At 68.9% G+C, this 22260-nt stretch carries 14 protein-coding genes and 7 pseudogenes; 9 read left to right on the top strand and 12 right to left on the bottom strand.

Going from position 1 to position 22260, the window contains the following annotated elements:
- Positions 1-31: 31 nt before the first annotated feature.
- Both ACFSVL_RS11385 and ACFSVL_RS11380 read left to right on the top strand, forming a co-directional pair.
- Entirely contained in the window at positions 32-1579 is a 1548-nt protein-coding gene (locus tag ACFSVL_RS11385) for a sensor histidine kinase (protein ID WP_378303226.1), read from the top strand.
- Positions 1576-2223: a response regulator gene (locus ACFSVL_RS11380; protein WP_378303224.1), complete on the top strand. Its 648-nt coding sequence runs from the start codon at positions 1576-1578 to the stop codon at positions 2221-2223. The genes ACFSVL_RS11385 and ACFSVL_RS11380 overlap by 4 nt, the downstream gene beginning before the upstream one ends.
- On the opposite strand, the gene ACFSVL_RS11375 is transcribed toward ACFSVL_RS11380, so the two are convergent.
- A complete protein-coding gene (locus tag ACFSVL_RS11375) occupies positions 2195-3334 on the bottom strand; it encodes an FAD-dependent monooxygenase (protein ID WP_378303222.1) in 1140 nt (379 codons plus the stop codon). The two genes, ACFSVL_RS11380 and ACFSVL_RS11375, sit on opposite strands and share 29 nt — an antisense overlap.
- A gap of 109 nt (positions 3335-3443) precedes the next feature.
- Between ACFSVL_RS11375 and ACFSVL_RS11370 the strand changes: the two genes are divergently transcribed.
- Positions 3444-3938: a TetR/AcrR family transcriptional regulator gene (locus ACFSVL_RS11370; RefSeq protein WP_378303403.1), complete on the top strand. Its 495-nt coding sequence runs from the start codon at positions 3444-3446 to the stop codon at positions 3936-3938.
- A 348-nt stretch (positions 3939-4286) separates the two neighbouring features.
- Here ACFSVL_RS11370 and ACFSVL_RS11365 read toward each other — a convergent pair whose 3' ends face one another.
- The 4 genes from ACFSVL_RS11365 to ACFSVL_RS11350 form a co-directional block, all read right to left on the bottom strand.
- Entirely contained in the window at positions 4287-5045 is a 759-nt protein-coding gene (locus ACFSVL_RS11365) for an ABC transporter permease (protein WP_378303220.1), read from the bottom strand.
- Positions 5042-5956 carry an ATP-binding cassette domain-containing protein gene (locus ACFSVL_RS11360; RefSeq protein ID WP_378303218.1) on the bottom strand — a complete coding sequence of 305 codons (915 nt, stop codon included), beginning with the start codon at positions 5954-5956 and terminating at the stop codon, positions 5042-5044. Before ACFSVL_RS11360 ends, ACFSVL_RS11365 begins: the two co-directional genes overlap by 4 nt.
- Positions 5957-6071: 115 nt before the next feature.
- Positions 6072-8495, bottom strand: coding sequence for an ATP-dependent helicase HrpB (gene hrpB, locus ACFSVL_RS11355; RefSeq protein WP_378303216.1), 2424 nt, complete (start codon positions 8493-8495; stop codon positions 6072-6074).
- Positions 8492-9322 (bottom strand): glutamate ABC transporter substrate-binding protein, encoded by an 831-nt coding sequence (locus ACFSVL_RS11350; protein WP_378303215.1) that lies wholly within the window; start codon positions 9320-9322, stop codon positions 8492-8494. Before ACFSVL_RS11350 ends, hrpB begins: the two co-directional genes overlap by 4 nt.
- Before the next feature lie 98 nt (positions 9323-9420).
- Between ACFSVL_RS11350 and ACFSVL_RS11345 the strand changes: the two genes are divergently transcribed.
- The 6 genes from ACFSVL_RS11345 to ACFSVL_RS11320 all read left to right on the top strand — a co-directional run bounded on the left by ACFSVL_RS11345 (position 9421) and on the right by ACFSVL_RS11320 (position 13122).
- Positions 9421-9930 (top strand): MauE/DoxX family redox-associated membrane protein, encoded by a 510-nt coding sequence (locus ACFSVL_RS11345; protein ID WP_378303401.1) that lies wholly within the window; start codon positions 9421-9423, stop codon positions 9928-9930.
- Positions 9931-9935: 5 nt separating this feature from the next.
- Entirely contained in the window at positions 9936-10736 is an 801-nt protein-coding gene (locus ACFSVL_RS11340) for a DsbA family protein (RefSeq protein ID WP_378303213.1), read from the top strand.
- Between the two features lie 78 nt (positions 10737-10814).
- Positions 10815-11129, top strand: coding sequence for a hypothetical protein (locus tag ACFSVL_RS11335; RefSeq protein ID WP_378303211.1), 315 nt, complete (start codon positions 10815-10817; stop codon positions 11127-11129).
- On the top strand, positions 11126-12241 hold the full coding sequence (locus tag ACFSVL_RS11330; RefSeq protein WP_378303209.1) for a C40 family peptidase: 1116 nt from the start codon (positions 11126-11128) through the stop codon (positions 12239-12241). Before ACFSVL_RS11335 ends, ACFSVL_RS11330 begins: the two co-directional genes overlap by 4 nt.
- The gene (locus ACFSVL_RS11325) at positions 12242-12622 is read left to right on the top strand and encodes a YbaB/EbfC family DNA-binding protein (protein WP_378303207.1); all 381 of its coding nucleotides are present in this window, start codon (positions 12242-12244) and stop codon (positions 12620-12622) included.
- A complete protein-coding gene (locus ACFSVL_RS11320) occupies positions 12619-13122 on the top strand; it encodes a YbaB/EbfC family nucleoid-associated protein (RefSeq protein WP_378303205.1) in 504 nt (167 codons plus the stop codon). The genes ACFSVL_RS11325 and ACFSVL_RS11320 overlap by 4 nt, the downstream gene beginning before the upstream one ends.
- Positions 13123-13450: 328 nt before the next feature.
- Here ACFSVL_RS11320 and ACFSVL_RS11315 read toward each other — a convergent pair.
- From ACFSVL_RS11315 to ACFSVL_RS11290, 7 pseudogenes are all read right to left on the bottom strand, one after another.
- A pseudogene (locus tag ACFSVL_RS11315) lies at positions 13451-15532 on the bottom strand (DNA gyrase subunit A); the annotation flags it as partial.
- 390 nt (positions 15533-15922) lie between these two features.
- Positions 15923-16141 (bottom strand): annotated as a pseudogene (locus tag ACFSVL_RS46630) (LAGLIDADG family homing endonuclease); the annotation flags it as partial.
- A gap of 456 nt (positions 16142-16597) precedes the next feature.
- Positions 16598-17185, bottom strand: a pseudogene (locus tag ACFSVL_RS46625) (DNA gyrase subunit A); the annotation flags it as partial.
- A 192-nt stretch (positions 17186-17377) separates the two neighbouring features.
- Positions 17378-18532: pseudogene (locus tag ACFSVL_RS11305) on the bottom strand (LAGLIDADG family homing endonuclease); the annotation flags it as partial.
- Between the two features lie 32 nt (positions 18533-18564).
- Positions 18565-19203, bottom strand: a pseudogene (locus ACFSVL_RS11300) (toprim domain-containing protein); the annotation flags it as partial.
- Positions 19204-19209: 6 nt separating this feature from the next.
- Positions 19210-20679: pseudogene (locus ACFSVL_RS11295) on the bottom strand (ATP-binding protein); the annotation flags it as partial.
- A pseudogene (locus ACFSVL_RS11290) lies at positions 20656-22068 on the bottom strand (ATP-binding protein); the annotation flags it as partial. The pseudogenes ACFSVL_RS11295 and ACFSVL_RS11290, both read right to left, overlap by 24 nt.
- Positions 22069-22260: the final 192 nt, after the last annotated feature.

Below are 22260 nucleotides of genomic sequence, written 5' to 3'. Positions count from 1 at the left end.
CGAATCGGGCGGCCCTTGTAGCGTCAGCGGCATGAAGGAGGCGACGCGGGTTCGGTGGCGCGTGGCGTTCGACGTGCTGCTGTGGGCCGCGTTGTGCGGGTTTGTCCTGCTCGACGCGCCGAACAGCCCGAACGCCTGGGAACTCGCCTATGGACTGGCGTCGGTCACGGTGGCGATGGCGACCGCCCGCGTGTACCCGGCGGTCGCGCTGGTGGTGGCGATGGCGACGGCGATCGTCATCGCGTTCGGCTGGGGCGGCCGGGTCGCGGTGTGGGAGTTCTTCCTGATCGTCGTGATCTCGTACCTGGCCGGGCTGCGGCTCGCCAGGGCGCGCGTGGCGATGATCAGCTTTTTCGCCATCGCGGTGGCCGGGATCCCGCTCGCGCTCCTGCCGACGTCGGGATTCGACGCGTGGGGCGCGGTGCTCGGCACGCTCGCCTTCGCCGGGGTCGCGCCGTGCCTGCTCGGGCGGCACGTGCGGCTGCGGCGCGAACTCGCGCAGGACGGATGGCGGCGCGCCGAGGAGATGGAGAGCAGGCACCGGCTGGTCGCGCAGGAGGCGCGGCTGCGGGAACGCGCCCGGATCGCCAGCGACATGCACGATTCGCTCGGTCACGAGCTGAGCCTGATCGCGGTGCGGGCGGCGGCGCTGGAGGTCGACAGCGGGCTCGGCGACGAGCAGCGCGAGGCCGCCGGACAGCTCCGGGCCGGCGCGGCGACGGCGACGGAACGGCTGCGCGAGATCATCGGCGTGCTGCGCGAGGACGCCGCGCCGGTCGAGCCGGTGCAGGGCGATCTGGGGGAGCTGATCGACCGCGCGCGTGCGTCGGGGATCGAGATCGGCGCCCGGGTCGGCAGCCTCGACAACGCGCCGCCGATGGTCGCGCGGGCGGTCTACCGCGTGGTGCAGGAAGGGCTCACGAACGCGGCGAAGTACGCCCCCGGCGCGGCCGTCACGGTAGTAGTCACCAGCACTGATGAGGCGACTGACGTCCAGGTCCGGAACGCGCCGCCGCCGGCCGGACCGTTGCCTGGCCGGTCCGGGCAGCGGGGGTTGATCGGGCTGCAGGAGCGCGTGCGGCTGGTCGGCGGAAGCCTGACGGCGGGCCCGTCGGACGGCGGATTCGAGGTGGCGGCGCGGCTGCCGCACGACGCGGCGCCCGCACCCGAGCAGGACGACGAGATGATCGGGCAGGCCGCGCGCGAACTGGAACGCGCCCGTCGCGCCGTCCGGTCGAGCCTGGTGCAGGCGATCGTGGTGCCGCTGGGGCTGTTCGGGGTGATCATCGGCGGTGCCGGGGTGGCGTTCCTGGCGCAGTGGTCGGCGTCGGAGCTGCCGCCGGAGTCGTACGCGCGGATCCAGATCGGCATGCCGCATTCGGCGGTCGAACCGATGCTGCCCTCGCGCCAGCGCACGACGCTGCCGGCGATCAACGTGCCGCCGCAGCCGAGCCGGAGCACCTGCGAGTACTACGGAGCCGGCCGGAGCTGGCTCAACTTCAACCACGCGGTCTACCGGCTGTGCTTTGTGGACGGTCAGGTGGCGAGCAAAGACCTTTACAGTGAGGACGAACCGTGATCCGGGTGCTGCTGGCCGACGACGAAGCGATGATCCGCGCCGGGGTGGCCGCGATTCTGGCTTCGGACAAGGAAATCGAGGTGGTGGCCGAAGCCGCGGACGGACGCGCGGCGATCGAGCTGGCACGGGCGAACCGGCCGGACGTCGTGCTGCTGGACATCCGCATGCCCGGCTTGGACGGCCTGGCTGCGGCCGAGGAGATCCGCAAACTGCTGCCGGACACCGGCGTGCTGATGCTGACGACGTTCGGGGAAGACGCGTACATCGAACGTGCGCTCGGTCTCGGCGCGAGCGGTTTTCTCCTCAAGGCGGGCGACCCGCGCGAACTGCTGGCCGGGGTGCACGCGGTGGCGGACGGCGCGGCCTTCCTGTCGCCGAAGGTCGCGCATCGGGTGATCACGCGGTTGTCCGGCAACCGGTTCAGCCGCGCCGCGACCGCCCGCGAGCGGGTCGGCGTCTTGACCAACCGGGAACGGGAAGTGCTGGTGCTGCTGGCCGAAGGACTGTCCAATGCGGACATCGCGGCGCGGATGTTCGTCGTCGAGGGCACGGTGAAGGCGCACGTGAGCACGATCCTGACCCGGCTGGACGTGCGGAACCGGGTGCAGGCGGCGATTACGGCTTTCGAGGCGGGGCTGGTGTGAGCTTCGGCGGTTTCCAACGGCTGATACTGGCACCTACCTGGGTGGTGACCTTTGCTGGCAGCAGCCGGGTAAACGCCGCCCTGAGCGCGACCGCGGCTGGGTTTCGGAGAAGCGGTCCGCTGGCACCGGCCTGAATGGACGATCGCGCGACTTTTTGCGTTCGTGGACGGCGTTCCGCGTCATAGCGACGGAGCGCTTCCTCCACTGTGGACTCGTTCGCGTGGGAAGCCAGCACCACCGCGTCCTCCAGCGCCTGGCAACCGCCTTGCCCCAGAAACGGCGGCATCGCATGCGCTGCGTCCCCGAGGAGCGCGATGCGGCCGCGAGTGAAGCTGGGCAGCGGGGTCGCCAGGTGATGGGTGTCGTGCAGCAGGATTTCCGTTGTGGCGTCGATGAGTTGCGGGATCGGCTCGTGCCAGCCGCGGTATTTCGTGCTCAGATACGCGCGGATGTCATCGTGCCGGACTCCGGCCGGGCGCGCTTCGGAGATCCACCAGTACACCTCGTCGTCCAGCAGCGGCAGGACACCGATCTCGATTCCCGCCGCCCACGTGGTGCTCAAGGTGGGTTTCAATGGCAGTTTGGCGACCCCGCGGAACGCCGCGCCGCCGCTGTAGGCCACTCGCGCGGACGGAAAGAGCGCCTGCCGGATCGGACTGTTGATGCCGTCGGCGGCCACGACCAGGTCGGCTTCGATCGCGCCGGAACTGTGATGCACCACGCCGTTCTGCTCGACGCTCGTCACGTCGACCCCGGTCTTCAGGCATTCGCCCGGCAATGCCGACCGCAGCGTTTCGATCAGGCTCGCCCGGTGAATCGCCCCCAGCGGGAGGCCGTGACTGCGCACGAAGAGGTCCGCGTCCCAGCTGGCCAGCCGCCGCCCGCGCCAGTCGACCAGCCCACCGCCGCGCCGCGCCGCGATCCGAGGCGCGACACCGAGTTCCCCCAGCGCCCGCTGCGCGTTGGGCCACAACGAGATCCCCGCACCGATCGCGGTGAACTCGGGTGCCCGCTCCAGCACCGTGACCTGCCAGCCGACCTTGCGCAGCCCGATCGCCGCACCCAGCCCGCCGATGCCGCCGCCGACCACGACCGCGTGCCGCTGAGTCATCGTGCGCCTCCTCTACTTCTGTAGAGGACTCTACACCTGTAGTGTCCTGGGTGTGGAGCGGATAGCTGTGATCGGCGACGCGGCCGTCGAGGTGATCGCGGCCGAAGGCATGCGCGGCCTGACTCACCGCGCGGTCGACCGGGCAGCCGGCTTGCCACCCGGCTCGACGTCGTACTACGCACGCACCCGCGCGGCGCTGCTGGCGCTGGCCGCGGACCGGATGATCGCGCTGGACCAGGCCGAGATCGCGCCGCCGACCTCGCGGTTGGCGGAATTTCTCGGCGCGATGGTGTACCGGTCGATCACCGCCGGACGGACCCGGATGCTGGCGCGGTACGAGTTCGCCCTCGAATCGACCAGACGGCCGGAACTGCGGGCCCGGTACGACTCCGGCGGGCTGGAACTGCGCCGCCGATGCGCGGAGGTCCTTGCCGCGGCCGGTTCCCCCACGCCGGAGGACCACACCCGGGTGCTCATCGGCTGGCTGGACGGGTCGATCTTCGACGCACTCGCGGGCACGGGCTCCCTGAACCCGCCGACTGAAGCCGACTTGGTCGCTGGGGCTCGCGCGGTGCTGGCCGGACTGGGATTGCCGCACGCCTGACCGGTGCGGCCGCGCCGTTCCGTGAGGGCCACCTTCACGGACTCTGATTCCCTCAGGGTTCCCCTCACGGCCGTTCGGCGAGCCCAGTCCGGCCCGGGGTCGGTCTGTGAGGGGCCCCTTCACGGACTTAGATTCCCTCAAGGAGTCCCTCACGGACCGCCCCGCCCCGCCACCAACCGCCGCCGATGCACCCGAAGCAGCGAGGCACCCAGACCCACCCCCGCACCCCGATACGAAGCCAAAACGCGGTCTGGGGTGGCTTGTCAAGGCATCTTTCCCGCCTTGACAAGCCACCCCAGACCGTCGTCACACTCAGGCTTCGGGGTGCCCCACGCAACCACTCGCCCCTCAGGCATCACGCCGATTCAACAACGCAGTCCCGGCCCCCAGCCCGACAACCGCCCAGACAAGACACACCAACACCCCCACCCAAGGCCCATACGGCGGCAAGCTCCCGAACAACGGATTGACATCCCCCGGCGGCACCATCGCATTAATCCCGGCAAACGCCGGAAAGTAATTCATCGCCTCCGGAAACACATAAGACGACATCAACATCGGCAACGGCAGCAGCAGCACGATCACCACCACCAACGTCCCAGCCGCACTGCGCAGCACGAACGAGACCCCAAGGCAAAGCACCCCGAGCAGCGCGAAGTACGCCCCCATCCCGAGCGCAGTGATCGCCCCCTGCGACAGAGACGTGGAACCCCCAGCCCCACGCATCATCACCGACGCGACACCAATACCGACCACCGAGACAACCACGCCATAAACAAACAACACCGGCACCAGCACCGCAGCCTTAGCCACGGTAACCCGGCCCCGAACCGGAACCCACTGCAAGGTAGACCGAATCGACCCACTCGTGTACTCGCTAGTCACGAACAACGTCGCCACCGCGAGCACGCAGAACTCGACCAGATAAATCGCCCCGGCATTGACAATACCGTGCGCCGACTGCTGCCGGTCATCACCGACGTGCTGGGAAATCCCCGACACCACGGAGTAGAACGCCATCAACAGCACGCCGCCGATCAACGACAGCCACGTCGCCCGCACCGACCAGAATTTGGTCCATTCCGCGGAAATCGCCAGCTTCGTCATGCCGTCACCCCGTATTCCACCGATCCGGCAGTCAGTTCCATGTACGCCTGCTCGAGCGACGCGGTCCGCTCCTCCAGGCCGTGCAAGCGAATGCCCAGTTCATAAGCCAGATCCCCGACCTCGGCCACGCTCATCTCGTCGACGAGCAGTTCGCCGTCCTCCCCGGGCAGCGCCGAGCGGCCGTTCCCCCGGAGCCAGTCGGCGAGTTTCGCGCGCTCGGCCGGATCCGGCACGCGCACCGCGACCGACCTTCGCGAGTTGCCCGCGATGAAGTCGCCGATGGCGGCGTCGGCGAGGATCGCGCCCTTGCCGATGACCAGCAGGCGGTCCGCGGTCAGCTGCATCTCGCTCATCAGATGGCTGGACACGAACACCGTGCGCCCCTCGGCGGCGAGCGAGCGCATCAGCTGGCGCACCCAGCGCACGCCGTCCGGGTCGAGGCCGTTGACCGGCTCGTCGAACATCAGCACGCCCGGGTCGCCGAGCAGCGCGCCGGCGATGCCGAGCCGCTGGCTCATGCCGAGCGAGAACGTCCCGGCGCGCTTGCCCGCGACGTCGCTCAGCCCGACCGTCGCCAGCACCTCCTCGACCCGGCTCGCGGCGATTCCGTTGCTGCGCGCCATCGCGAGCAGGTGTTTGCCCGCGCTGCGTCCGGGATGCATGGCTTTCGCATCCAGCAGCGCGCCGACTTCACGTAGCGGAAACCGCAGTTCCGCATAGGGTTTGCCGCGGATCAGGGCGTCGCCCGAGTCGGGCCGGTCGAGGCCGACGGTCATCCGCATGGTGGTCGACTTGCCCGCGCCGTTCGGGCCGAGGAACCCGGTCACCGTGCCTGGCTCGATGACCGAGGTGAGGCCGCTGACCACCGTTTTCTGGCCGTAGCGCTTCGTCAATCCGCGAAACGTGATCATAGGGCGAAGTGTGCGCCCGCGCGGGCACCGCGGACATCAGCCGACCGTCTGCGACCGACCCCGACTTTAGACAGGGGTCGTGAGTGGCAATCCCGGTTCTAACCGGGATTGCCACTCACGAGCGCGACCTGCGGGTGGTGTGCCGGGTGGGCTTCGCGGTGGCGGGGTCCTCCGGCCACGGGTGTTTCGGGTAGCGGCCGCGCAGGTCGGCGCGGACGGCGGGATATCCGGTGCGCCAGAAGGATTCGAGATCGGCGGTGACCGCGGCCGGGCGGCCGGCGGGGGAGAGCAGGTGCAGCACCACCGGCGCGCGCCCGTCGGCGAGCGACGGCGTCGCCGTCCAGCCGAACGTCTCCTGCAGCTTCACGGCGAGCACCGGCTGGTCGCCGCGATAGTCCACGCGGTAGTGCGAACCGGACGGCACTTCCAGCCGGTCCGGGGCGAGTTCGTCGAGCCGCGCGGCCTCGGGCCAGGGGAGCAGGCCGCGCAGGGCGGTTCCGGCGTCGACGTTCGCCAGTTCGGCGCGGCGGCGCACCCGCGAGAGGTCCAGCCAAGTGTCCACATCGGACAGCAGGGTCTCGTCGGTCATCGACGGCCACGGCTCGCCGAGTACGCGGTGCAGGAAAGCGAGGCGTTCGCGGAGCCGGGTGCCGTCTTGGCTCCAGCGCAGCAAACCGAGGCCTTCGGCGCGGAGACCAGCGACCACGGCGTCGTGTACGAGCTGCGGATCCGGTTTGTGTAAAGGCTTTTCCGACAACACGATCGCGCCTAACCGCCGGACGTGCCGGGCGACGACATCGCCGTCCCAATGCACTTCGTCCACTTCGGACACGAGAGTTGGCGCGGCGCGCGTCGCCAGTGCTTCGTCGGCGGTCGCGGCAAGCCGGATGGTGCCGTGCACCCGGCCTGGGTCGCGGGTGGCTTCGGCGACGGCCAGCCATTCGGCGTCGCCCAAACCGCTGCCGTGGGGCAGTTCGGCCGCGGTGCCGCCAGCCATCAGGTACACCGGAGCCGAGCCGGCGCGGCGTCGCGCCAAGCGTTCCGGATGTGCGAGAGCGACGACCAACGCGGCGTCTGGAGAACCTTTCGACGGCGAATTGACCAAGGCTGCCAATCGTTTCGCTTCCCGCTGCCAGCGGCGGGCCGCGTCGTCGTGGGCGGAACGGAGCCGGCGCAGTTCGGCTTCGACATCGGTGAGCGTCGCGCCGGAGTCCAGCAGCGCGACCACTTCCGCGGCCGCGCGGGCCCCGACGGCCTCCGCACCGTCCAGCAACGCGCGCGCCAGCCGAGGATGTAAGCCGAGGTCAGCCATCTTCTGGCCGCGTGGCGTGACCGCGCCATCCGCGGTGGTCGCGCCGAGCGTCACGAGCAGGCTTCGCGCGGCGGCGAGCGCGCCTTCGCCGGGCGGATCCCACCAGGCGAGCCCGGTTCCGTCCGGAGTGGACCAACAGGCGAGTTCCAAGGCGAACCGCGCCAGTTCGGCGGTGCGGATTTCCGGCTCCGGGTACGCGGGCAGCGTCGCCTGTTCGTGCTCCGGCCAGCAGCGGTAGGCGCGACCAGGTGCTTCGCGGCCAGCACGGCCAGCGCGTTGTTCAGCGACCGCAGCCGAAACCCGGACGGTCGCGAGCCCGGCGAGGCCACGTCGATGGTCCACCCGGGGCGCCCGCGCGAGGCCCGAATCCACGACCGCGCGGACGCCGGGCACGGTCAGGCTCGACTCAGCGACGGCGGTCGCCAGCACCACCCGGCGACGATCCCGTGGCCGCAACGCTTCGTCTTGCCGAGCGGCGGACAGTCGTCCGTGCAGCGGCAGCACATCAGCGTCCAGTGAACTCAGCAACGCCGACGTGCGCGCGATTTCCCCGGCGCCAGGGAGGAATGCGAGCACATCACCGTCCCCTTCGGACAGTGCTTTCCGGACTGCCGACGCCACTGTGGCTTCCGGACGCTCCCCACGTGCCGGAGCGCGATAGCTCAGCTCGACCGGATACGTGCGGGCCTGCGCGGTGATCACCGGGGCGTCGCCGAGCAGTTCGGCCAGCCGTCCGGCCGCGACCGTCGCCGACGTCGCGAGCAGCCGCAGGTCGTCGCGCAACCCGGCACGGACGTCGAGGAGCAGGGCGAGCAGCAGATCGGCGTCGAGATGGCGCTCGTGGCATTCGTCCAGCAAGACCGTCGACACTCCGGCTAGCTCGGGGTCGTGCTGCACGCGCCGCACCAGCAGCCCCGACGTGACCACCTCGATCCGCGTCCGCGAGGACACCTTCCGGTCGCCGCGCACGGCGTACCCGACCGTCTCGCCGACCGGTTCGCCCAGCAGCGCGGCCATCCGCCCGGCTGCGGCCCGAGCAGCGAGCCGGCGCGGTTCGGCGACCACGACGCGTCCCTCGCCGCGGTTCAGCGCGAGCGGCACGAGCGTGGTCTTCCCGGTGCCCGGCGGGGCGACGAGCACCGCGGTGCCGTGGTCGTCGAGCGCGCTCAGCACGGACGGCAGCACCGCGCGGACGGGCAGGTCCGGCAGCGAGGACAGATCGGTCACTGCTCGGTGATCTCCGGTGGATTCGGCAACGGATAGTTCGACGGCCCGATGTTCGTCTGCAGCGACTTCAGCCAGGCCCCGGTCGACACCATCTTCCGGATGGCGTCGTCTACGGCGTGCTGGCCCTCGGTGTCGCCCTTGCGCAGGCCAATGCCGTACCGCTCAGTGGAAAACGGACGGCCGACCACCTTCAGCAGCTCCGGATTCTGCGCGGCGTACCCGGCCAGGATCACCGCGTCCGTGGTGACCGCGTCGACCTGGTTGGCCAGCAGCGCGGTGACGCAGTCCGGATATCGCGGGTACTCGACCAGCTGCACCCGCTGCGCGAACTTGTCCTTCACCATCTGCGCGGGCGTCGAGCCGGTGACCGAGCAGAGCCGCCGCCCGTTGAGGCTTTCCGGCCCGGTGATGTCCGGCGACGTGAGCCGGACCAGCAGGTCCTGGCCGGTGCTGAAGTACGGGCCGGCGAAGCCCACCCGCTGCTTGCGCTTGTCGGTGATCGAATAGGTGGCCACCACCAGGTCGACCGCGCCCGAGGTGAGGTCGGTTTCGCGGCGGGCCGGGGTGGTCTCGTGCCAGGTGATCCCGGCGGGATCGACCCCCAGCTCGCGCGCGACGAAAGTAGCGACATCGACGTCGAAACCGGCGAGCCTGCCGTCGACTGTGCGCTGCGAAAGACCCGGCGCGTCGAACCGGACGCCGATGGTCAGGTGGTTGCCGTCACGCGCCCGGGTGGGAAGCGGATCGTCCTTCGACACCGCCGACGATCCGCAGGAGACGCAGCTGACCAGCAGAAACACTGCGGCGAGCACTGCGCGAAACCGCATCGGTGCCTCCGCTTCGCCGGCTGGCTGCTCACATGGTTCTCAGGTCAGACGGCTAGCCTAAGCGCGTGCGCCGACTGCCCCAACCTGTACTCGACACCATCGGGACGCTGGCCCGGCTCGGGCTGGCGGCCGTGTGGCTCGTCTCCGGCGGCCTGAAGATCGCCGATCCGGGGCAGACGTACATCGCCGTGCAGGCCTACGAGGTGCTCCCGCACGCGCTGGTGCGCCCGGTCGCCACCGGGCTGCCGCTGCTGGAGCTGGTGCTCGGGCTGCTGCTGCTCGCCGGGCTGGCCACGCGCTGGGTCGCGGGCGCTTCGCTGCTGCTGCTGGCCGTGCTCGTCGCGGGCATCGCGCAGTCGTGGGCCCGCGGGCTGAGCATCGACTGCGGCTGCTTCGGCGGCGGCGGGCGCGTGAACGCCGGGCAGACCGAATACCCGCAGGAGATCCTGCGGGACACCGGCTTCGCCCTGCTCGCGGTGTGGCTGCTCGTACGGCCGCGCACGTGGTTCTCAGTCGACGGCTGGCTCGGCTGGGGCAAGGGCAGGAACTCCGGGAACTCCGGCGAGGACTTGGACGACTACCCCAAGAGCATCGCGGAAGGGAATTAGGAACAGTGGGTGGAGCTGCGCGCAACGCGCGGAAAAGCCGTCAGCAGGCGGCGGCCGCGAGGTCGGTCGCCCAGGCGCGGGGCTCGGGGAGCGACCGGAACAAGATCATCGCGGTGGTGGTGGCCGTAGTGGTCGTCGCCGCGCTCGTGATCGGCGGCGTGCTCTGGATCAACTCGAGCAAGAACGCCACGCAGGACAGCGCGATCCAGCCGGGCGCGAGCCCGTCGCTGGGGCAGGGCGTGGTCGAGAAGCGCGACGGGGCCGTGGTGTCGGTCGGCAAGCCGGGCGCGCCGAAGACGATCGACCTCTACGCCGACTTCCTGTGCCCGTACTGCGCCAAACTGCAGCAGGACTTCGGGCCGCGGATGGAGAAGGCGATCAACGACGGCCAGCTCACCGTGCGCTACCACATGGTGATCCTGCTCAACAAGAATTCGGACCCGCCGGGCTACTCGCTCGACTCGGCGAACGCCGCGCTCGCCGCCGCCGACCAGCAGAAGTTCACCGCGTTCCACGACGCGCTGTTCAAGAACCAGCCGCAGGAAGGCGGCCGCGGGTACGACAAGGCCCAGCTGGTCAAGCTCGGCCAGGACCTCGGCATCACCGACCCGAAGTTCGCCCAGACGGTCAACGCCGGCACGTACGACCAGGAGCTGCAGAAGGCGTTCCAGCAGATCCAGAGCGACCCGAAGCTCCAGCAGGACTTCGGCAGCGGCCAGGTCGGTTTCGGCACGCCCACCGTCGCGGTCGACGGAAAGGCCGTCCCCGCCTCGGGTGATTGGCTGGCGAAGATCCTCAACGGCTGACCTGATCCGGTCAATTCGCCTGTCCGGGCACAACCCGTCCGCTAACCTGGGCCGCAGGGCTCAGGGGAGGGGCGGGTTGTGTCCGGTTTTCATGTCGACGACGGCGCGTACGAGAACTACGCGAAACAGGTCGACCCACTCGGCGACGAGGTGCGCGCCGCGGCGAAAGCACATCTCGGTCCGCACGTGACGCTGTCCGGCGACGGGTTTTCCGCGATCGGCGACGAATCCGGGTTCGCCGGCGCGTACGGCGCGCGAATGCGGGCGCTGCAGGAACGGATGCACGCCCTCGGCGGCGGCTGGCACAACGTCGGCGAGGCCGCTCGGCGCACGCAGGGCAACTACGCCGCAGTCGAGCAGGAACACGGCGACGCGATGCGCAGGCTTTCGTGAACGCACCGGTCGATCATCTGGTCCGCAATGGACTGGACACCACCAATCAGTTCGCCGCGAAACTGAAGCACGATCCGTCGGCGATCACCGGCGCGCGCGACGGGCATGTCGCGCTGCAGACGTCCGTCGGCCAGGCCAACCAGCACGCGGGCAGCCAGCGGGTGAATCTCGCGCAGTCCAGCTCCGGGGCGACCTCGGAGCGGGCGGTCGCGACGTCGAAGGACCTGGAGAAGGAAGTCCAGGACCTGCTCGACGAAAGCGCGGAAATCGAGCGTGCGGTCGCGGAGGCGGCGGAGACGCTGCACGTCGGCGAGATCCGCAATGACCAGGTCCGCGACCAGATTCTGCGCGAGATCGCGTCTTCGATGAAGGCGCTGGCGGCGGTCAACGGGATCCAGCCGCCGGAGAGCCGGGCGGCCGCGGCCCGGCAGATTCTGCTGCAGCTGCAGACGAAAATCGGGCAGCTGACCGGGCAGGCGGCCACGTTCACCGAGGAGACCCTCGGGAAGCTGACCGGGCTTGGCCAGCGGCTCGGCGGGTCGGAATCGACCTCGGCGAGCAGCGCGACGACTTCGGTGCCGCAGGCGTTCAACAACAACGGAGCGCACGTCAGCCACGGCGGTGGCGGGGGCGGCGACAGCGGTGGTGGCGGAGGCGGCGGCGGGTACGCCGGGAAGCCGCGGTTGCCGGTCGCGGTTCCGCCGCAGCCGGGCAGTGGTGTCGGGATCAACCTGCCGGGCGGGAAAACCGTGATGGCGCCCAACGAGACCGCGGCCAAGGCGGTCCGGGCAGCGTTGTCCCAGCTGGGCGTGCCGTACGTGTGGGGCGGGACCGCGCGCGGGCAGGGGCTCGACTGCAGCGGGTTGACGATGACGTCCTATCAGGACGCCGGGCTGCAGCTGCCGCGGACGGCCAAGCAGCAGACGGTCGGGGCCGAGGTGCCGTCGATCGATCAGTTGCTGCCGGGGGATCTGGTGGTGTGGTCCGGGCACGTCGCGATGGTGATCGGCGACGGGCAGATGGTCGAGGCCGGGGACCCGGTGCAGATCAGCAAGATTCGCACGACCAACTCCGGGCAGCAGTTCATCGGGTTCTACCGGCCGACGGGGTGAGTGGTGGCTGAATTCGACATGGACCGCGCGGTGGCGCGGGTGATGGAGGAGGCTTCCCGGACCGGGGAGGCGGCGGCCGCGCGGTTCGAGCGGGCTGGGCCGGTGGTCGGGAAGGCTGCTGCCGGCGGGGTTTCCGTCGAGGTCGCACCGGGCGGGTTGCTGACTGGGCTGACGCTGACCCGGGCCGCGTTGCGTGGCGGGTCGGAGGCGGTGGCCTCGCAGATTTTGGCGTTGTCCCGGCGGGCGGAGCGGCGGGCTGGGGATCGGATGCATCAGGTTCTGGCACCGGTGCTGGGGGCCGAGGCGGTGGAGGCGCTGGGGTATTCGGCGTTGGGCGAGGACGATCCGGATTTTTATGACGAAGAGCCGGTGGTGCTGTGAAGACCCGGGAGTTGATCGAGCTGGCGCGTTCCCGGGAGGACGCGCTGGCTCGGGTGTCCTCGGTGATGGGGGAGGTTCGGGGGTCGGCTCATGCGCTGGATGGGTCGGTTGAGGTGACCGTGGATGCTTGGGGGGCGTTGAAGCGGTTGTGGCTTGCGCCTGCGTTGGCGTCGGCGGATCCGTCTCGGGTTTCGGCTTTGGTGCTTGAGGTGGTGCGGGTGGCGATGGCCGAGGCTGAGCAGGATTGCTACAACCGGGTGGGGTTGCTGCTGGGGGAGGAGGCGGGGTTGCTGGTCGAGGCGTTGTCTGGGCGGGCTGCTCCGGCTCGGGCGGCGGATGACGACCCGGGGATGACGGTGGAGGAGTTTCAGCGGTTGCGGGGGGAGAGGGTGGGGGAGAGGCGGTTTGCCCCTTCTGCTCCTGCGTCTGCTGCTGAGTCCACTGTGGATCGGGAGGAGTGGGAGGATTTTGATCCGGCTTCTTTGCGGTCGGATCGGTGAGGGTGAAGTCTCGAAGCGCCAAAGCCCTGAATGCCTAAGCCCCAACCTGCGAATGGCTAAAGCTTCCAAGTACCTGGGTCCTGGATGGCGGAGGGGGCCGAGGGGCTGACGCCCCCTTCGGGGGCCGTGGTTGCGAGGGACACCCCGAAGCTCGATTGTGACTACGGCGCGGGGGTGCTTGTCAAGGCGGGAAAGATGCCTTGACAAGCACCCCCGCGCCGTGTTTTTGGCTTCGTATCGGGGTGCAGGGCGGGGGCTGGGTGTTCTCGGGTTGGTGTGCGTGCGATCCATGCTGGATCGCACGCACACGCAAACCTTTTTGTTTGTCTTAGCCTCGTTCGATGAGGTGGCCTACTACTTCTGGGCCTGGGTGGGCGTGGCCTGAGCCGTCGCGGCGGAGGTCTACCTCGGGGAGTTCTACTGGGTCTCCGGTGCGGCTCGCGCCTGCTGGGCGGGGGCCGATCCAGGCGACCTGGACTTCGGTTTCTCCCTTGAGGAAGCGGTGGGTTCGGACGCCGCCGGTGGCTCGGCCCTTTGCCGGGTATTCGCTGAAGGGCGTGACCTTGACGCTCTGGCCCGTTGCTGTCACGACCATCGGCTCGCCGTGTTCTTCGTCGTCGGTGCGGATGGCTCCGAAGAAGACGGCGGTGTTGTTCGCGGACAGTTTCACGCCTGCCATGCCGCCGCTCTTGGTGCCTTGCGGGCGGATCAGGCTGGCGGCGAAGCGGAGCAGGGACGAATCGGACGAGATGAAGGCCAGGGTTTCGTTTCCGTCGGTCAGCCAGGTCGCGCCGACGATTTCGTCGCCGGGCTTGAGGGTGATGATCTCGAATTCGTCCGAGCGGACCGGCCAGTCGGGGGCGCAGACCTTCACTACGCCGGCGCGCGTGCCGATGGCCAGGCCGGGGGAGCTGCCCGCTTGTTCGCCGAGGGGGGCGATGCCTACGACGCGTTCGCCCTTTTCCAGCGGTACCAGTTCTTTTGCTGCCATGCCGCCGCGCAGGGAGACGGTTCCCGCTTGTTCTGGGAGCACTGGTAGCGGTAGCACGTCCGTCTTGAACGCGCGGCCTCGGCTGGTGACCAGCAGGACTTGGCCGCGCGCGGTGGTGTGCACGACGGCCGATACCGCGTCGTGTTTTACGCGGCCGTTGCGACGGCGGACTTCGGACGCCTCTTCGGACTCCGCCGCGGTGCGGGCGACCAGGCCGGTGGCCGACAGGATCACCTGGCACGGGTCGTCGGCGACTTCCAGCGGGCCGGACGGTTTCGACGCGGCCAGGACTTCCTTGAGGTCGCCGTCGATGAGGCGGGTGCGGCGTTCGGTGGGGAAGTCCTTGGCGATCTTCGCCAGTTCCGTCGACACGAGCTTCTTCAGGACCGACTCGTCCTCGAGGATCGTGGTCAGCTCGGCGATTTCCGCGCGCAGCTTCTCCTGCTCGTTTTCCAGCTCCAGCCGGTCGTACTTGGTGAGGCGGCGCAGCGGGGTGTCCAGGATGTAGGCCGCCTGGATCTCGGACAGCTTGAACTTCGTCATCAGGCCGTCCTTCGCGGCGGCCGCGTTCTCGCTTTCGCGGATCAGCCGGATGACCTTGTCGATGTTCAGCAGCGCGACCAGCAGACCGTCGACCAGGTGCAGGCGCTCTTCGCGCTTGCGGCGGCGGTAGCGGGTGCGGCGCGTGACGACCTCGTAGCGGTGCCGCAGGAAGACCTCCAGCAGCGCCTTCAACCCGAGCGTCTGCGGCTGTCCGTCGACGAGCACCAGGTTGTTGATGCCGAACGACTGCTCCAGCGGCGTGAGGCGGTACAGGTCCGCCAGCAGCGCCTGCGGGTTGACGCCCACCTTGCACTCGATGACGAGCCGGGTGCCGTTCTCGCGGTCGGTGAGGTCCTTGACGTCCGCGATTCCGGTGAGCCGCTTGGACTTGTTGACCTCGTCGGTGATCTTCTCGATCACCTTCTCCGGGCCGACGCCGTACGGCAGCTCGGTGACCGTGATGGCCTGCCGGCCGCGGCTGCCCTCCAGCGGGCCGGTCTCGACGTTCGCGCGCATGCGCACCACGCCGCGGCCGGTTTCGTAGGCCTTGCGGACCTCGTCGAGGCCCAGCAGGCTGCCGCCGGTGGGCAGATCGGGGCCGGGGACGTACTCCATCAGCTTGTCGAGCGTGGCGTTCGGATGGTTGATCAGCCACCGCGCGGCGCCGATCACTTCGCCGAGGTTGTGCGGGATCATGTTGGTCGCCATGCCGACCGCGATCCCGGACGTGCCGTTGACCAGCAGGTTCGGGTAGGCGGCGGGAAGCACCGAGGGCTCTTCGAGCGAACCGTCGTAGTTCGGGCGGAAGTCGACGGTGTCTTCGCCCAGTTCGCCGACGAGCAGCATCGCTTCGTTCGACATCCGGGCTTCGGTGTTGTGGTTGACGAAGCCGCCTGCCAGGAACGAGTGGTCCTCGGTGGTCACCCGCACCGAGTAGACCTCGGCGGGCTCGGCGGCGGTCGCCTCGACGACCTCTTCGAACCGGTAGCCGGAATCCATGATCGGCAGGATCGTCGCGAGGATCTCGGTGTCCTTGATCCGGTCGATGATCCGGAGCCGCTCGGTTTCCCACCGTTCGATGCGGTCGAAGTTGTGCTGGGTGAGCCATGTCCGGCCGCTCCCGCGGCGGTCGAAGTCGAGTGCGCCGCGCACATAATCGGCCACGAACGGCACCTTGTCCGAGCTGAGCCGGTGCGGGCGCAGGACAGACCGCTGCAAGAGCCGCTGCAGCTTCGCCTGCTTCGACTTCAGGAAACCGACACGTTCAGCGAACGCGCGGACGTTGCGCAGGCCGGACACCACAAGCCGGTGCTCGACCGAACCGCTGGGCCGGGTGTACCGCCGGTGAGCGGCGATGACGCCGAACTCGGCGAGCATTTCCTGGAGCTGGGCGGCAAGCTGCTCGCTGTAGCTTGAGTACTGGACGGTGAAGCCGTCGTAGGCGACCCGGCAACCTCCGTCGCCCTCGAACGCGGCCATCAGGAACGCGCGTTTCACACCGGGACCGGCGTTCCAGACGAACTCGGGGACAACCTTGTCCCGGGCCTGGTGGCCGATGAACTCGGCAAGCGGGCTGGCCCGGAACGAGTCCATCGCTCCGGCGTAGTCCTGGATGTCGATTTCGTGGATCCGCTTGCGGTCTCGTCGCGTCGTGCGTTCCGAAACGTAGCGATTGCCTCCGACCACCTGGTCGTAAGCGTGCAGGACCTCGCCGAAGAAATGCGCGTCGGTGTTGTTGAAACCGGCCCGGTTCTCGCTGGCGAAGCCCTCGGAAACCCAGGCTCCGGCCAGGACGCCGAGATTGTACTCCCGGGCAGTCGGGATTACCTGCGTCCACGCGTTGCGGGCGAGGCAGACGACGGTTCCCGGTTTGACCTCGTCGAGCTGCCGCCACTGGAAGATCGGCACGCCCATCGGCGCTTCCAGGCACAGCACCGGGTGGTTTTCACTGCCGCGGAGCGAAAAACCGGACTTGGTCGTGATCTGGACGGTCGGATGCACGCCGGAGTTGAAGACCTTGTCGACCTGGACCGCCTTGCCGTCCTTGTCGAGCACCTCGAAGTCGGCGTCGGCCTCGGAATCGGCGGGCAGGTTCACCACGTCGGCGATGCGCGGGCTGGAGCCGTCGGCGAGGCGGATCCGGGTGTCGCCGGTCAGGCAGTACCGGCTCGCGGCCGGGCCGTCGTCTGGGCTGCCGAAGTTGCCGTGCCCGTCGATCAGCGGGGCGTTCAACGAGAAGTCCTGCGCCAGCCGGACCATCGCGTCGTAGATCGCCACGTCGCCGTGCGGGTGGTACTTGCCCATGCAGTTGTGGACGACGAAACCCTCGGCGGCGAATTCGTGCTCCTCGGCGCCCACCTGGATGTCGTAGGTGACCTCGGGTTCGACCCGTTCCACGGAAACCACTTCGAGGAACGAAAAACCGTTCAGCGCGTCGAGCCGGTCCGCGAGCGGGGAGCCGATCCGGCGCAGTTTCTCGATCCAGCCGTCCTGGTGCGCCCGGGAAAGCCGGAAGGAGCGGTCGGCCAGCGCGGTGCCGTGCCGGTCCTTCCCGTAGCGGACCGCGGCGCCGGTCTCCGCCGACAGCGACGCCCGGAACGCGGTTCCCTCGGTGTCGCGGAACCAGCCTCCGCCGAGGTGCGCCGCGGAGAACTCGGCCATGACCGCCTTGTTGGGCAGCCGGTCGGTCCCCTGCTTTCCGCCGTACTCGTAAGCGATCTCGGTGAGCTTTTCGAGACTGCTCTTCTTGTAGCCGATGGTGATCCACGGCAGCAGGACGCGGGCCAGCACCGCCGCGTCGGATCCGCTCACGGACAGACCCAGCAGCGTCTTGTGCCCGGCTGGCTTGGGACTGCTCCAGTGATGGCCGTGGATGCCGAGGTCCGCGAGCATCGAGTAGACCTGCCGGACGAGCTTTTCGCTCGTACTGACGTAGACGATCTCCCGGTGGTTCTTCCGGATGTAGCCGTCGCCGTCGAAGAGGCCGGCGAGGTACGGCGCCCAGGCCGCCCGGTCCGCGAGGACCTCCGCGGGCACGCGCTTCGCGTCGCTGAGCGGTTCGCCTGCCGCGAGCAGGCCGTCGTGCCGGGCGAAGGTCAGGATGTGCTGGTCGCGCCACCCCGGCTTCGCCGCGGCGCGAGTCCCGCGCGACACCCGCACGCCGTTGGCCGTCGCCCACTCGTGCACGGCGTCGAGCGGCTCGATGTCGCACATGTGGATGCGGACCCGGCCGTCCGCGGCGCGATTCCGGTCGACGGCGAATCCTTCGGCCGTGATCAAGCCGAGCAGGTAGGCGTAACGGTCACCGCCTTGCGGCAGGCTTTCCCGCCGGCTGCTTCCGTAGGCGACGGTCAGCCGTCCGGTCAGGTCGCGGGCGGGCGTCCAGTCCAAGGTCGAGTCTTCCGCCACCGTCCGGAATCGCTGCCCCGGGGTGACGGTCATGGTGTGGCCGTTGGACCAGGTGACACGGACGAGTTCGTCCGGCGGGTTCTCGTAGACCTCGGCGACCGGCACCGCGTTGCCGCGGCCGTCGAGCACCTGGTCGCCGACCTCGATGGATTCGATCGGCCGGAGGCCGTCCGGCGTCGACACCAGCGCGCCGCGAACGAAACAGTCGCCGACCACGCGCGACGACTTCACGTACGCGTGCGTCGGGCGGTAGCCGTTCTCGTTCATCGAGAACAGGATCCGGCGGTGCACCGGCTTCAGGCCGTCTCGGGCGTCCGGGAGGGCGCGCGAGTGGATCACCGAGTACGCGTATTCCAGGTACGAGTCTTCGATCTCCGTCTTCAGCGGGTTGTCGAAGACCTGTGCGCCCGGCGAGTCGAACGCGCTCGGGTCGACCCGGGTCACCGGGGTCTTGCTACGGCGAGCCATGGCTCACAACTCCTTGGGAACGAACGGAAAACTCAGACGTCGATGGCGTCGCGGTCGACGCGGTCGGACGATTCGACCAGCCAGTTGCGCCTCGGCTCGACCTTTTCGCCCATCAGCAGTTCCAGCGCCAGCTCCGCGGCCTCGACGTCCTCGAGCGTGATCCGCCGGACCGAGCGCGTCGCCGGGTTCATCGTGGTTTCCCACAGTTCGTCGGCGTCCATCTCGCCGAGGCCCTTGAACCGCGGCACCGGCGTGACGACCGTCTTGCCCGCCGCTTCGAGTTCGGCGACCTTCTGCTCCATCTCGCGCTGGGTGAAGGTGAAGATGGTCTCCGAGCCGCGGCCCTTCGTGGTGATCTTGTGCAGCGGCGGCATGGCGGCGTACAGCCTGCCGTCCTCGATCGCCGGGCGCATGTACTTCGCGAACAGTGTGATCAGCAGCGTGCGGATGTGCGAGCCGTCGACGTCCGCGTCCGCCATCAGGATGACCCGGCCGTAGCGCATCGTCGACAGGTCGAACGTGCGGCCGGTGCCCGCGCCGAGCACCTGCACGATCGACGCGATCTCGGCGTTCTTCAGCGTGTCGCCGAGAGACGCCTTCTGCACGTTGAGGATCTTGCCGCGCAAGGGCAGCAGCGCCTGGTACTCCGACACTCGCGCCATGCGCGCGCTGTTGTGGACGAACACACCGGATTCGAGGGCGAAGTTGTGGTAACCCTCGACGGTGAGATCGTAAACGTCTGCCGTCTCGGTAAGCGGTTCGACGCTGACGACGCTGTGGTTGGCATTTTTCGCAGCCTCGCGAAGGCGGGTGTAGTCACCGTCGAAATGCGCGAGCAGCCGTGCGAAGCGCAAGCCGGTCTGCGCTGCGGTCTTGCGGTGTGCGTCGTACGTGGAGCCTAGTTCGGCGTCTGAGCAGGACAGCATTGTTGACAGACGCTTCAACGCGGCATTCCGGCGCCCGTCGTTCTGCTTGGCCACTCGCTCGGCTCGGGGAACAGACGCGACATACTCGGCGCGCCCTGCCTGGATCCTCTCAAGGTGTCCCGTCTCCGGGTCGCTCATTCGCTTCTTCATGCGCTCGGAGTGCTGCTCTCCGAACTCGGGATGCTCCTCGTGCCAGGCGACGACCGCGGCTCGCTGCCGTTCCCGCTCTCCAGGGCAGGAGAACTGCTCGATCGTCTTCTGCGAGCGCCAGGACCGGAGCGATTCGTCCTGCCACTGTCGGGCGGACCGTTCGCTCCACTCCTCGCGCCGTCCCGGCTCAGCGAAGAACGCACGGACCCGTTCCGCCGCCTGCGCTCGATGCTCAGGGTGTGCCCAGTACTCGGCTTGAACCTGTCGCAGGCGCTCGGCGTATGCCGTCTTCTCCTCGGCGCTGAGCCCGCCGTACCAGTTTTGGAAACCTTCTTCGAACCGCTTCCGGAAGTCCGGATCGCTGTTGAGCGCGGCCAACCGGGAGAGGCACGCCGTGCGGAAGGCCGGGTCCTCCCACTGGCGCGACAGCATCGCCGACTTGAACTCCAAGCCGCCTTCGGCCAGCCAGGCACGGTAGCCCTCGTGGACGTGGTCGCCCATCATCGACGCGTGCAGGGCGGCGTGGTCTTCCCACGTCATCCGGCGGATGTTGCGGGGATCGTTGTTCCGCTTGTTCACGTCGACGTGGTGCCTGACGTTGCCGTTCGCCACGTCGTCACGACCATGCCGCAGGTTGTCGGCGTCCGCGAGATAGTGCGTATACACCCACTCCGACCGGTCGTTCATCCAGACGCGTTCGTAGCCGTTGAGCTTGTCCCCTCCCGCGGTGGAAGAGACGGATCGGTAAAGCGGCATCAGAGAGTCGCCGGGAGCCAAGGCGTCCGCGCGCCGATACGACCCGTCCCGCAGCCGGAAGAGATGATCCGGGGTGCAGCGCACGGATTCGCCGTTGTCGATAGTGACGCGGACCAGCTCCGCGTCTTGCTTGGTCACCCGAGGCTCGACGAGCGGTGCGAGGACGACCCGGCCGGCCTTGTTCGTGGTGTAGCCGAAGTGAGTGATGCCTGCTTCCCAGTCTTCAGCAAGCTCCGCGAAGGACCGGCTGGTGCCAGAGGCAAGCGCTACCCGTGTGTCTCCCGTAAAGCAGCCGAGGGCGCTGTCGCCCTCCACCAGGAACAGCTCGCTGCGCGAGACGCCGGTGGTGCGGCAGTCGACCAGCTTCGGCGGCATCGCCGCGCCCTCCAGCGCGGTCTTGCGCCGGGCGGCGTCCTTCTGCTGTTTCTGGGTGAGCCGCACGCGCGCCGCGTCGACCACCTTCTGCAGCACGATCTTGGCCTCGGACTTGGTTTTCCGGTCCTCGGTCCAGGCGCGCACCTGCTTGTCCACGATGCCCTGGAGGACGCGCGTGATGCCCGCGGTGGACAGCTCGTCCTTGGTCTGCGACGTGAACTGCGGTTCCGGCAGCCGGACGTGGATCACCGCGGTCATGCCCTCCAGCACGTCCTCGGTGGTCGGCGGGTCCTCCTTCGCCTTGAGCAGCCCGCGCGTCTTGCCGATCACGTCCTGCAGCGCGCGGGTGACCGCGCGGTCGAACCCGCGCCGGTGCGTGCCGCCGTGCACGTTGCGGATCGTGTTGGTGAAGCATTCGACGGTGCGCTCGTAGCCGGTTCCCCAGCGCAGCGCGACCTCGACCTCGGCGTGTCGCTCCACATTGGACTGCATGACGCCGTTGGCGTCCGCCGCGTTCTCCTTGTACGTGCCCTGCCCGGTGATCATCAGCGTGCCGCAGACGGGTTTTTCGCTGTCCGGGGCGAGGAAGTCGACCATGTCCGCCAGCCCGTTCGGGAAGTGGAAGGTCTCTTCGTTGATGGTGTCCTCGAACGTGGTGCGCAGCACGTATGTGACGCCGGGCACGAGGAACGCGGTGTTGCGCAGCTTCGCGCGCACGCCCTCGACGTCGAGCGCCGCGCCGGTTTCGAAGTACCGCGCGTCGTACCAGTAGCGGATCGACGTGCCGCTGCGCTCGCCGCGCTTCATCTTGCCGACGAGGTTGAGCCCGGAGCGGCGGGTGAACTTCGCCTTCGCGCCGGGGCCGTCGAACACGCCGGGCACGCCGTGCGCGAACGACATCTGGTGGATCTTGCCGTCCTGCTTCACCGTGACGTCGAAGCGGTGCGACAGCGCGTTGACCGCCGAGGCTCCGACGCCGTGCAGGCCGCCGGACGTCTTGTACCCGGAGCCGCCGAACTTGCCGCCGGCGTGCAGCCGGGTCAGCACCAGTTCGACGCCGGAAAGGCCGGATTTGGCGTGGACGCCGGTGGGGATGCCGCGGCCGTCGTCGTCCACCTGGACGCTGCCGTCGCCGTGCAGCGTGACGACGATGCGGGCGGCGTGGCCGGCCACGCCCTCGTCGGTGGAGTTGTCGACGACCTCGGAGAAGAGGTGGTTGATGCCTCGGCTGTCGGTGGAGCCGATGTACATGCCGGGGCGCTTGCGAACCGCCTCGAGTCCCTCGAGGTGGGTCAGGTCATCGGCCCCGTACAGAGTCTCAGCGGTCACGAGGTCGTTCTCCCGGATCGAGGCGAGCTGTTCGGTGGGCAAACAGGCGGCCGGAGCAGGGGCCCCGGGCCGTCACCGTACTGCAGGATATCCGCACCCCCCGACAGGATCGGGCCGCTGCGTCCCGGATGCGGTCCGGCAGCGTGTCCCAGGTCACCGGTATAGTCCTGGAGGAATACATCTTCCACGCGA

It is taken from the genome of Amycolatopsis silviterrae (assembly GCF_042684085.1).
Lineage (GTDB): Bacteria > Actinomycetota > Actinomycetes > Mycobacteriales > Pseudonocardiaceae > Amycolatopsis > Amycolatopsis silviterrae.
This window is presented reverse-complemented; position numbering and strand designations above follow the sequence as displayed.

Excerpts from the sequence above, each read along its gene's own strand:
- ACFSVL_RS11365 (WP_378303220.1), bottom strand. The coding sequence starts at position 5,045 with ATGACGAAGCTGGCGATTTCCGCGGAATGGACCAAATTCTGGTCGGTG.
- ACFSVL_RS11370 (WP_378303403.1), top strand. The coding sequence starts at position 3,444 with ATGCGCGGCCTGACTCACCGCGCGGTCGACCGGGCAGCCGGCTTGCCA.
- ACFSVL_RS11360 (WP_378303218.1), bottom strand. The coding sequence starts at position 5,956 with ATGATCACGTTTCGCGGATTGACGAAGCGCTACGGCCAGAAAACGGTG.
- ACFSVL_RS11350 (WP_378303215.1), bottom strand. The coding sequence starts at position 9,322 with ATGCGGTTTCGCGCAGTGCTCGCCGCAGTGTTTCTGCTGGTCAGCTGC.
- ACFSVL_RS11385 (WP_378303226.1), top strand. The coding sequence starts at position 32 with ATGAAGGAGGCGACGCGGGTTCGGTGGCGCGTGGCGTTCGACGTGCTG.
- ACFSVL_RS11375 (WP_378303222.1), bottom strand. The coding sequence starts at position 3,334 with ATGACTCAGCGGCACGCGGTCGTGGTCGGCGGCGGCATCGGCGGGCTG.